This is a genomic window from Mycobacterium sp., assembly GCF_008709575.1.
In the GTDB taxonomy this organism is placed as follows: domain Bacteria; phylum Actinomycetota; class Actinomycetes; order Mycobacteriales; family Mycobacteriaceae; genus Mycobacterium.
Map to the genome: position 1 here is coordinate 1 of NZ_VYIK01000092.1, position 8723 is coordinate 8723.

The 8723-nt window shown below is 64.4% G+C and carries 8 protein-coding genes and 1 pseudogene; 2 read left to right on the forward strand and 7 right to left on the reverse strand.

The features are described from left to right. Positions 1-109: 109 nt before the first annotated feature. The 7 genes and pseudogenes from F6Q13_RS16135 to F6Q13_RS16165 all read right to left on the reverse strand — a co-directional run bounded on the left by F6Q13_RS16135 (position 110) and on the right by F6Q13_RS16165 (position 6858). A pseudogene (locus tag F6Q13_RS16135) lies at positions 110-850 on the reverse strand (endonuclease domain-containing protein). Between the two features lie 4 nt (positions 851-854). Next, a complete protein-coding gene (locus F6Q13_RS16140) occupies positions 855-2015 on the reverse strand; it encodes a lipid-transfer protein (RefSeq protein ID WP_293058668.1) in 1161 nt (386 codons plus the stop codon). Further along, positions 2015-2416: a MaoC family dehydratase gene (locus tag F6Q13_RS16145; protein ID WP_293058671.1), complete on the reverse strand. Its 402-nt coding sequence runs from the start codon at positions 2414-2416 to the stop codon at positions 2015-2017. Before F6Q13_RS16145 ends, F6Q13_RS16140 begins: the two co-directional genes overlap by 1 nt. Beyond that, positions 2413-3360 (reverse strand): bifunctional MaoC family dehydratase N-terminal/OB-fold nucleic acid binding domain-containing protein, encoded by a 948-nt coding sequence (locus F6Q13_RS16150; RefSeq protein WP_293058674.1) that lies wholly within the window; start codon positions 3358-3360, stop codon positions 2413-2415. The genes F6Q13_RS16145 and F6Q13_RS16150 overlap by 4 nt, the downstream gene beginning before the upstream one ends. After that, entirely contained in the window at positions 3357-4520 is a 1164-nt protein-coding gene (gene fadE29 / locus F6Q13_RS16155; RefSeq protein WP_293058676.1) for an acyl-CoA dehydrogenase FadE29, read from the reverse strand. The genes F6Q13_RS16150 and fadE29 overlap by 4 nt, the downstream gene beginning before the upstream one ends. Next, positions 4505-5593 (reverse strand): acyl-CoA dehydrogenase family protein, encoded by a 1089-nt coding sequence (locus tag F6Q13_RS16160; protein WP_293058678.1) that lies wholly within the window; start codon positions 5591-5593, stop codon positions 4505-4507. The genes fadE29 and F6Q13_RS16160 overlap by 16 nt, the downstream gene beginning before the upstream one ends. Next, positions 5593-6858, reverse strand: coding sequence for a cytochrome P450 (locus F6Q13_RS16165; RefSeq protein ID WP_293058680.1), 1266 nt, complete (start codon positions 6856-6858; stop codon positions 5593-5595). The genes F6Q13_RS16160 and F6Q13_RS16165 overlap by 1 nt, the downstream gene beginning before the upstream one ends. A gap of 118 nt (positions 6859-6976) precedes the next feature. Here F6Q13_RS16165 and F6Q13_RS16170 point away from each other — a divergent pair, with 118 nt between their 5' ends. Further along, the gene (locus tag F6Q13_RS16170; protein WP_293058683.1) at positions 6977-8137 is read left to right on the forward strand and encodes a steroid 3-ketoacyl-CoA thiolase; all 1161 of its coding nucleotides are present in this window, start codon (positions 6977-6979) and stop codon (positions 8135-8137) included. Positions 8138-8198: 61 nt separating this feature from the next. Continuing rightward, positions 8199-8672 carry a nitroreductase family deazaflavin-dependent oxidoreductase gene (locus tag F6Q13_RS16175; protein WP_293058686.1) on the forward strand — a complete coding sequence of 158 codons (474 nt, stop codon included), beginning with the start codon at positions 8199-8201 and terminating at the stop codon, positions 8670-8672. Positions 8673-8723 lie beyond the last annotated feature (51 nt).

The window sequence follows — 8723 nt, forward strand, 5'->3', positions numbered from 1 at the left end:
CGCCGATGCTCATTCGTTACAATTATGTAACGAATTAATGGCGCGGCACACTAGCGGCTCGCCCACCGTGACGATGCTGTCACGCTCGACTGCCAGCGTGACCGCTCGGTCACGCTCGCCGAGTTAGCGCGGATCGGACACGGTGAACGACTTCGGCCGGGTGATCCCCGGCCAGCACCCGGATGACGATCCAACCCAACCGTTGGAGCATCTCCAATCGCTTGACATCCCAGGCGTGTTGGGATCGATCGCTACGATGCTGGTCGCCGTCGTACTCGACGGCGACTCTGGTGTCTTCCCACCCCATGTCCAGATAGAAACGCACTGCGCCGAACCCGTCGCACACCGGGATTTGAGTCTGCGGTCTGGGCAAGCCCGCCTGCATCAGGATGACCCGCAACCAGCTCTCTTTCGGAGACTGCGCGCCGGCATCGATCAAATCCAACGATTCCCGGGCGCGCCGGATTCCGCGGCGGCCCTGGTAGCGCTGGATGAGAACCTCGACATCGGCCATTTTGAGCTCGCAGGCACGGGCCAGGGCGTCGACGCCGGCCACCGCCGTCACCGTGGGATACCAGCAGGTCAGATCGAGCGCGGTTCTTGGCGGAGTCGTAACCGCTACGCCACCGATGGTCTGGATTTCATCGGGCCGCAGACGATCTCCCCGGATCTGCAACCCCGCCGGCCGATGACGATTGTCGTGGATGAGCTGCCACTGCCTCGCTGCCGATGAACGGTTCGCGCACGGCGGGAGTGTGTCACGCCACAGCAGGCTCGTCACTTCAGCGTGACCGCAACGTCACGCTTGAACGCGTCTGTGCCTGCAGCGTCACGCTCGCGGCAGAAGCAGGCCGCTACCCGAGGATCAGGCCCGAGGTGGGTACGCCGGTGCCCGCGGTGACCAGCACATGCTCGACGCCGTCGACCTGGTTCACCGAAGTACCCCTTAATTGGCGCACCCCCTCGGCGATGCCGTTCATACCATGGATGTAGGCCTCGCCGAGTTGGCCGCCGTGGGTGTTGATGGGCAATCGGCCGCCGATCTCTATCGCCCCGTCGGCGATAAAGTCCTTAGCCTCGCCCCAACCGCAAAAACCCAATTCCTCCAATTGGATCAACGTGAACGGCGTGAAGTGATCGTAGAGAATCGCGGTAGCGATGTCGCTCGGTCGCAAGCCGGACTGCGCCCACAGCTGCCGGCCGACCAGACCCATCTCGGGCAACCCGTCGAGTTCGGGTCGGTAGTAGCTGACCATCGTGTACTGGTCTGGGCTCGAGCCCTGCGCCGCAGCCTCGATCAACGCCGGTCGATGCCTGAGATCCTTGGCCCGCGCCGCCGACGTCACCACGATCGCCACTGCGCCGTCAGTCTCCTGGCAACAGTCGAGCAGCCGCAAAGGTTCGGCAATCCACCGAGAATTTTGATGATCCTCGATGGTTATCGGCTTTTTGTAGAAATAGGCCTTCGGGTTTTTCGCGGCGTGCTTGCGATCGGCCACCGAGATCGCACCGAAATCCCTGCTCGTTGCGCCGGACAGGTGCATGTAGCGCCTGGCGATCATCGCGACCTGCGCAGCCGGCGTGGAAAGACCGTGTGGATAAGAGAACGAGTTGTCCACCCCGGTGGAATCGGCGTTCTCGGTGAGCCGGGTCTGCACCTGGCCGAAACGCATCCCGGAGCGCTCGTTGAACGCGCGGTAGGCCACCACGACGTCAGCAACGCCGGTGGCCACGGCCATCGCTGCCTGCGCGATGACCGCGCACGCCGCGCCGCCGCCGTAGTGGACCTTGGAGAAGAACGTCAGCTCACCGATGCCCACCGCGCGGGCGACGGCGACTTCGGTATTGGTGTCCATGGTGAACGTGGTCAGCCCGTCGACGTCGGCGGGAGTCAGGCCGGCGTCGTCGAGGGCATCGGCCACCGCCTCGGCCGCCAGCCGCAGCTCGCTGCGGCCGGAGTTCTTCGAGAAGTCGGTGGCGCCGATCCCGACGATCGCGGCCTTACCGGAAAGCATCAGGCGCCCCCGATCGTCAGCGTGACGGTCGCGATCACATGATCCCCGAGGCTGTTGCGGCCCAACACTTTCACCGTGAGCAAGCCATCGTCGACGGCAGTCACCTCGCCGGAGAAGGTCACCGTGTCATAGGCGTACCACGGCACGCCCAGCCGCAATCCGATCGACTTGATGATCGCCGACGACCCGGCCCAGTCGGTGATGTACCGCTGGACCAGACCGGTGTCGGTGAGGATATTGACAAAGATGTCCTTGGATCCCTTGGCCTGCGCCTTGTCCCGGTCGTGGTGGACATCCTGGAAGTCGCGGGTGGCCAGCGCCGTCGACACGATGAACGTAGGATCGCCGTAAATCGACAGTTCCGGCAGTTTCGTGCCGACTTCGACAACCGGCGTGCTCATAGGTCCGCCTCCCAGGCGTACAGCGTCCAGGCTGGCCCGGACGCACTTTCCGGGAAATCCAGATAGATGGCGCGAACCGGCATTCCGATCTCCACACTCGCGGGGTCCACACCGCGCAGCTCACCAAGCATCCGAACCCCCTCTTCGAGTTCGACCAGCGCGATGACGAACGGCACAGTCCGGCCGGGCACTTTGGGGGCGTGGTGCACCACGAAGCTGAAGACGGTGCCCTTGCCGCTGGCCACGACGTAGTCGATCGGAGCGTCCTTGTCCTGCCAGACGGCTGGTACCGGCGGGTGCTGCAAGGTCCCGTCCGGGCGCCTCTGGATGCGGAGTTCGTGCGCGTTCACGCCGTCCCAGAAGAATTGGGTGTCCTTCGACGATGACGGGCGCATCATGTTCGCCGGGTCCAGATCGTCAGGGAATCCCTGCCTGTCAGCTTGTCGCGGCCGAAACTTGAGGATGCGCCAATTCATTTCGGCGACGTCCTCGTCACCTACCTGCCAGCTGATGTGCTGGTTGATGAAATAGCCCTCGCCCAGCGCGGTCTGTTTGGGCCCTATCACGTCGGTGAGTTCGGCACTGACAGCGACTTCCTCACCGAGGCGCAGGTACCGATGATAGGTCTGTTCACAGTTGGTGGCGACGACGCCCACGTAGCCGGCTTCGTCGAAGAGCGTGATGATCCGGCCCAGTGGATCGTCGTCCGGGCGAATCCCGCCCAATCCCATCATCGTCCAGACCTGAATCATCGCCGGCGGCGCGACGATCCCGGGATGGCCGGCGGCCCGTGCCGCCGCCTCGTCGACGTAGATCGGGTTGGTGTCGCCGATCGCGTCGACCCAGTGGTGGATCATCGGCAGGTTCACCGGGTCACGGCCCGGGCGCGGTTTGCTCTTCCCCGCCGCCTTGACTTGCTCGACGGCAGCGGCGAAATCACTCATCGCGGGACCCTCGGCACTTTCAGGCCCGATGCGGCGATCATCTCGCGCATCACTTCGTTCACGCCACCGCCGAAGGTGATCACCAGATTGCGCTTGGTCTGCGAGTCGAGCCAACGGAGTAACTCGGCAGTATCCGACTCGGCGGGATTGCCGTACTTGCCGACGATCTCTTCGGCCAGGCGGCCGACATGTTGAACCTTCTCGGTGCCGAATACTTTCGTTGCCGCTGCGTCGGCCACGTTGATCTCCTCGCCCGATGCTGCGACCTGCCAGTTGAGCAGTTCGTTGATCCGCCAGATGGAAAGGATCTCGCCCAAAGCCCGTTTGACGTCGTCGTGCTCGATCGGTGGGACGCCGTCGCCGCCCGGCTTGGATGCCCAGGCGTGCACTCGGTCGTAGATGCATTCGAACCGGCCGGCCGGGCCGAGCATCACCCGCTCGTTGTTGAGCTGGGTGGTGATCAGCCGCCATCCGTCGTTCTCCTTACCGACCAGCATGTCCACCGGGACGCGCACATCGTTGTAGTAGGTGGCATTGGTGTGATGGGCGCCGTCGGAGAGGATGATCGGTGTCCAGGAGAAACCGGGGTCCTTCGTATCGACGATCAGGATCGAAATTCCCTTGTGCTTGACTGCTTGCGGGTCGGTGCGGCACGCCAGCCAGATGTAGTCGGCGGCGTGGGCACCGGTGGTGAAAATCTTCTGCCCGTTGACGATGTACTCGTCGCCCTGCCGGACCGCGGTGGTGCGCAGCGACGCGAGGTCGGTGCCCGCTTCCGGCTCGGTGTAGCCGATCGCGAAGTGCACCTCACCAGACAGGATCGCGGGAAGAAACTTCTTCTTTTGCATTTCGCTGCCGTACACCTGCAGGGTCGGGCCGACGGTCTGCAGCGTCACGGCCGGCAATGGCACGTCGGCCCGATGCGCCTCGTTGACGAAAATCTGCTGTTCGATGGGGCCGAAGCCCAGCCCGCCGAACTCTTTCGGCCATCCGACGCCGAGCTTGCCATCGCGGCCCATCCGCCGGATCACCGCCCGGTAGGCCTCGCCGTGCCGATCGGCTTCGATCGCCTTCGCCTCTTCCGGCGATATCAGATTCGAGAAATATTGCCGCAACTCGGCTTGCAGCTGCCGCTGCTCGGGAGTCAGGTCGACGAACATTGCGCTCCCATCGTGTCATCCGGGTGACTACCCGCTGCGCCCGGCTCCGCCGCGCTGGCGATCGCCACCTGGTCGAGACGGTGCGACGGTCCGCCCAGTAGGCGGGTCAGATCCTTGATCGTGGAGTAGTACCGCGGCATCGGATAGGTGATATCCATCCCCATACCCCCGTGCAGATGGTGACAGATCTGCATCGCCGGTGGCGCCTGCGAGGTGATCCAATAGCCGAGCACGTCGAGGTCCTGGCTAGTTTGCGGGTCGGCTTCACGCCCCTGGGCCAGCAACCACACGGCCGATGTCGATGCCAAAGTGATCGTCCGCGAAACGATGTAGATCTCGGCGAGTTGCGCGGCCACCGTCTGGAAGGTCGATAGTGGCTTGCCGAACTGGTGCCTGTTCGCCACATAATCGGCGGTCAACCGCAGTGCGCCGGCAACCAGGCCGGCGGCGTAGGCGCCGATACCCGCCAATGCCAGCTGGTTGACCCGGTGCGCGCTGGCCCCGACCAGCACGTCGTCGCCGCTGACCGCAACGTCGCGAAACGTCACCACATACTCGTCGGATCCGTTGGATGTCGGGGTCTTGGTCAGCGCAACCCCGTCGGCCTTGGGCGACACCACGACCACGGCAGTGTCGGCGGTGACGATCATCTGTTCGGCTTGTTCGGCGTACCCGACACCGATTTTGGTGCCGGAGAGCCGGTTGTTCGCGATCGTCGTCGCCGGCCGCTCGGGCAGCGCCGCACCGGGCTCGTTCAGTGCGGCGGTGAGGAGCGATCCGTTGGGCAGCCCGGCGAGGTAGCGGTCCTGCTGTTCGTCGGACGCCAGGTTCAGCAGCGGCAGGGCGCCGAGGCCGAGCGTGGCCAACGCCGGGCCGACCAGGCCGTGGCGCCCGATCTCCGTCAACGCCGTCGCCACCTCGGCCAGTCCAAGACCGTCGCCGCCCAGGCGTTCGGGCACCGGCAGCGCGGTCACACCGCCGGCGACCAGCGCTTCCCAGGTGTTGTTGCGTTCCAGCACCGAGGTGACCACGTCGGCGACAGCCTGCTGCGCCGGTTCCAGCGTGAAATCCATCAGTGGACCACCGGGCACGCGCCCGTGTAGTCGACCTGCCAGTGTTTGATGCCGTTGAGCCAGCCCGACCGCAGCCGCTCGGGCTCGGCGAGCGGCTTGAGGTCGGGCATGTGGTCGGCGACCGCGTTGAAGATCAGGTTGATCGTCATCCGAGCCAGGTTGGCGCCGATGCAGTAGTGTGCCCCGGTGCCGCCGAATCCGACGTGCGGGTTGGGGTCGCGCAGAATGTTGAAAGTGCAGGGATCCTCGAAGACCTCTTCGTCGAAATTGGCTGAGCGGTAGAACATCACCACCCGCTGACCCTTCTTGATCTGCACGCCCGACAGCTCGTAGTCTTCCAGCGCGGTGCGCTGGAAACAGGTGACCGGGGTCGCCCAGCGAACGATCTCGTCGGCAGCGGTCTCCGGACGCTCGCTCTTGAACAGCTCCCACTGATCGGGGTGGTCGGCGAAGGCCATCATCCCCTGGGTGATCGAGTTTCGCGTGGTCTCGTTGCCGGCGACCGCCAGCATCACCACGAAGAAGCCGAATTCGTCGTCGGACAGCTTCTCCCCGTCGAGGTCGGCGTTTATCAAAGTGGTGACGATGTCGCGACCGGGGTTTTCGGCCTTGAGCGCGGCCATCTGCATGGCGTACATGATCAGCTCGGCCGAGGATGCCTTGGGATCGATGTCGGCATACTCGGGATCGTCGTTGCCGGTCATTTCGTTAGACCACCGGAACAGTTTGCTGCGGTCCTCTTGCGGTACCCCGAGCAGATCAGCGATCGCTTGCAGCGGCAGCTCGCACGACACCTGCTCGACGAAGTCTCCGGAGCCGGCGGCGGCCGCGGTCTTGGCGATGTTCTGGGCGCGGGTGTTGAGGTCGTCGCGCAGGCGGTCAATGGCGCGCGGCGTGAAGCCGCGGGAAATGATTTTGCGCAACCGGGTGTGATGCGGAGCATCCATATTGAGCATCACGAACCGCTGAACCTCGATGTCCTCACGGGCGATGTCGTTTTTGAACCGCGGGATCACACCGTTTTCGTAGCTGGAGAACACGTCGCTGCGCAGCGAGATTTCCTTGACGTCCTTGTGCTTGGTGATCGCCCAGAATCCGCCGTCGTGGAAGCCACCGCCGGTGCCCGGGGCCTGGGCGTTCCACCAGATCGGCGCACGGGCGCGCAGCTCGGCGAATTCCGCCATCGGCAGGCGCTCGACATAGATGTCGGGGTCAGTGAGGTCAAACCCTGGCGGGAAACCGGGGGCCTTGTCCGGGGTCGGCATCGATGAGCTCCTCGCTACAACGTGTTCTAGTGCCAGTAAAACACGGCCCCACCACAGACAAAAGGCACCGTTGCATCGCCGCTTGTCAGAGTAATGAAACGTGTTCTAGCCTGACCTCATGGGTAACCCGGTGATTGTCGAAGCCACCCGCAGCCCGATCGGCAAGCGCAACGGCTGGTTGTCCGGACTGCATCCCACCGAACTGCTGGGCGCGGTGCACACGGCGCTGATCGCCAAGGCCGGTATCGACGCCGGTGACGTCGGGCAGGTCATCGGCGGCTGCGTGACCCAGTACGCCGAGCAGTCCAACAACGTCACTCGGACCGCCTGGCTGACAGCCGGACTGCCCGAACACATCGGCGCCACGACCATCGACTGCCAGTGCGGCAGCGGGCAACAGGCCAACCACCTGGTCGCCGGACTGATCTCCACCGGAGCTATCGACGTCGGCATCGCCTGCGGTGTCGAGGCAATGAGCCGCGTCGGACTCGGCGCCAGCGCGGGCCCGGACCGCAACTGGCGGCCGGCGTCCTGGGACATCGATTTGCCCAACCAGTTCGAGGCCGCCGAGCGAATCGCCAAGCGGCGCGGCATCACCCGCGAGGACATCGACGCGTTTGGGCTTACCTCCCAGCTGCGCGCCAAGCAGGCCTGGGAGGAAGGCCGCTTTGACCGGGAGATTTCGCCGATCGAGGCGCCGGTGCTCGACGAGCAGAAACAACCTACGAGCGAATGGCACGCGGTGACGCGCGATCAAGGGCTGCGCGACACCACGATCGAGGGACTGAGCCAACTCAAGCCGGTGCTCGAGGGCGGTATTCACACCGCGGGCACCTCGTCGCAGATCTCCGACGGCGCGGCCGCGGTGCTGTGGATGGACGAGGAGAAGGCCAAGGCGCTGGGGCTGCGACCGCGAGCCCGCATCGTCAGCCAGGCGCTGGTCGGTGCCGAAACCTACTACCACCTGGACGGCCCGGTGCAGTCGACGGCGAAGGTGCTGGAAAAAGCCGGCATGAAGATGGGCGACATCGACCTGGTCGAGATCAACGAGGCGTTCGCGTCGGTGGTGCTGTCCTGGGCGCGCGTGCACAACCCCGACATGGCCCGGGTCAACGTCAACGGCGGCGCGATCGCGCTGGGCCATCCGGTCGGGTGTACCGGCAGCCGACTGATCACCACCGCGCTGCACGAGCTGGAGCGCACTGACCAGAACACCGCGCTGATCACCATGTGCACCGGGGGTGCCATGTCGACAGCCACCATCATCGAGCGGATCTAGCTACAGTGCAGCTTGATACGGGGGCACCATCCCGTCATCGAGCGGCCCCAGGACCTGTGTCATGCCTGCGAAATCACCACCGCGTTTTTTGAATTCGCCATTCACCGATTTCGTCATCAAGTGGATGTCGAGGCTGCACACCCTCGTGTATCGGTACAGCGGCGGGGACGGGCTTGGCGGCACGTTCCAGAAGATTCCGGTGGCGCTGCTGACCACCACCGGTCGAAAGAGCGGCCAACCGCGGGTCACTCCGCTGTATTTCCTGCGCGACGACGATCGGGTCATTGTGGCCGCCTCGAAGGGCGGTGCCGCGAAAAACCCGATGTGGTACCTGAATTTGAAGGCCAACCCCGCGGTGCGGGTGCAGATCAAAAAAGAAGTGCTGAACCTGACCGCGCGGGATGCCACCGACGACGAGCGTGCCATCTACTGGCCGCAGTTGGTCAAGATGTACCCCTCCTATGCGGACTACCAGTCCTGGACCGATCGGACGATCCCGGTCGTGGTTTGCGAGCCGGTGGCTGGACCGAACTAGTGTCCCGCGCCGTTAATTCGTTTTATTAATCTTCCAATGGACTCCAGGATC